1 protein-coding gene is annotated in these 2,319 nt (G+C 35.1%); it reads right to left on the reverse strand.

The window, feature by feature from the left end; translation table 11 throughout:
* Window positions 1-430: 430 nt before the first annotated feature.
* A partial coding sequence (locus CKF58_RS06245) for a site-specific DNA-methyltransferase (protein WP_147397231.1) occupies window positions 431-2,319 on the reverse strand: 1,889 nt, incomplete at its 5' end.

Here is a 2,319-nt window from a genome sequence, read left to right on the forward strand (position 1 = left end):
TTGTTTGTTTGTTTGTTTGTCATTATACTATACTCGCAACACAGAAGTCAAGTTAAACCACTGATAAATAGGAATTTTTATCAAAAAAAAGATTCATATTACTATAGCTTAACTTAAAATTAAAATTAGTAATTTATGGCAACAAATCCATACAGAGAATACATATTCTATTATAAATAGTTAGCTTTGTGAATTGTTGACATTATTATTCAAAAACCATCTCATTGCGTATCTTTATTGAGACGTAATATGCAAATATAAGAATTGCTAAATGTGCGACTAAACAAATGATATGTACACTACAAAATGACAAAATCTAATTATTTATTTATTTATTTCTCTTTCTATCTTCCCTTGATTTTTACTTACCTATTCAGCCTCTTCCCAAAATACACCACTATATTAATTACTCCCAACATCACAATATTAACTATTGATAAAAGTCACGATTAAAAGCCTTATCGATATCACTTATCGCATTTTCTTCGTCATCAAGATCTTCGTAGTTAATGTATAGTTCATTTTTCTCAAGCAGAGATAATAAAAACTCTTGCTGTTGCTTAAAACTTTGAGTTGCAAAAGCCTCTATTTTCTTTTGGAGTTTTTCTGCTTCTATTCTTGCTTTAACCCGATAGTCGTTAAAGATGCTTTTCGCTAGAGTTAAAATGTTCTTGGTACTAGCTTGAGCTACTTGTTGTACTAGATCTGCAGCATGATCTTTTAGTTCACAATAGACAAACGAACCACCTCCTTGCCATGCTAACTCTTGTGAAATGCCACCTTGTTCACCTGCTATCACTTTTTCTAATCTTGCAATCGCAATCTGTGCAATGTCATCTATTTGTTCAATCCCGATATATCGACGTCCCATTTTATGAGCGGCAGTAGCTGTAGTTCCAGAACCTAAGAAAAAGTCGAGGACTATATCTCCGGGATTAGTCGTTAACTCTAAAATTTTCTTAATCAGCTGTTCCGGTTTAGGGTTCTTAAATGGAGATACTCCAAAGAGCTCTTTTAAATGTAGAGTACCTTTGGTTGTAGTGGCAACATCATCCCAAATAGTGTTAACTACTCTACCGCGTTCTTTAGCTTCATAGAGAAAACGTTTTCTAAGTGGACCAGCTCTACCATCTAAACCAAATACAATCCGCTTATCTGCCATAAGCTCTTGGAAACGTTTATAGTCGTTTTTCCAACTATTACCTGGAGCTGGTTTATAAACTACTCCAGTATTAGGGTTTACGATGTCGTATTGCTGGTTCGGACCATAACCTCCAACTTGAAACGGATCTGCTTTCCATGGTCCACGTGGATCATTATCCGGATTAGCAAAGCCCTCGCCAGACTCAGGAATCCTAAACTCTTGGCGATTATTTACGTAGTAGTCTTTGTTTTTAAAATAGGTAAGTGTATGCGTATGGGCATTAGAAATGAGAGCTAAATTAGTTATTGATTTAGTTGAATGCCAAATAATATCAGCAACAAAATTACGTTCACCAAAAATTTCATCCATGAGTACTTTACAGTAATGAGCTTCTTTGTCACTTAGGTTCACAAAGATTACCCCATTATGGGCTAGCAGCTCTTTGGCAATCTCTAAACGATTTTTCATAAAGGTTAACCATGTTGCATGATTAAAATTATCGTTATAGTTAAAGCTATCACTACCTGTATTGTATGGAGGATCGATGTAGATACACTTGATTTTATTCTTGAAACGACTTACTAAACTCGTAAGCACTAATAAGTTGTTACCTTTAATAATGAGATTGTCATCCGGTTCGAGATGGGTTAAATTTTCTTGGACACCTTGAGTGCTATAGCGTTTAGCATTAGTAAAGACTTTTGGACTTAAAAGCTTAGAGATTGGCTGATGAGCGAGTATTTGATTAAAGAATACTTCTTTACCTGCTTTCTTCTCACGAGCTTGTCCACTTTCAAGCACACAGTCTTTAAACGGCCAAGTAAGTACTACCTCTTGGGTATGAGAAAGATAGGTTTGTTGATGATTAGTGGTTAAACCAATGCGATTGGGATATTGAGTAAATGAAGGAGTTAAGAACTCTTTATGGTAAAGAATGCTGTTGAACTTTTGTTGATTAAAAACCAGCACTTCACCTACTTGCTGAAAGAATTGCGCTTGGAGTTCCGGATGAGCTGCTAAAGAGCCAATTAGTGAGGGATCTAAATTTTGGACATCAGCAAAGATTTTCGCTTTAAGGAGTTCAAGTGAAGTATCTTTGTCTTGATATTGAGGAAGAGATAAAAGGAAAGAAATTAATTGGACAAACAGGGTCTCATTGTTTGTTTGTTTGTTTG

The organism is Psittacicella hinzii (assembly GCF_003585935.1).
Taxonomy (GTDB): domain Bacteria; phylum Pseudomonadota; class Gammaproteobacteria; order Enterobacterales; family Psittacicellaceae; genus Psittacicella; species Psittacicella hinzii.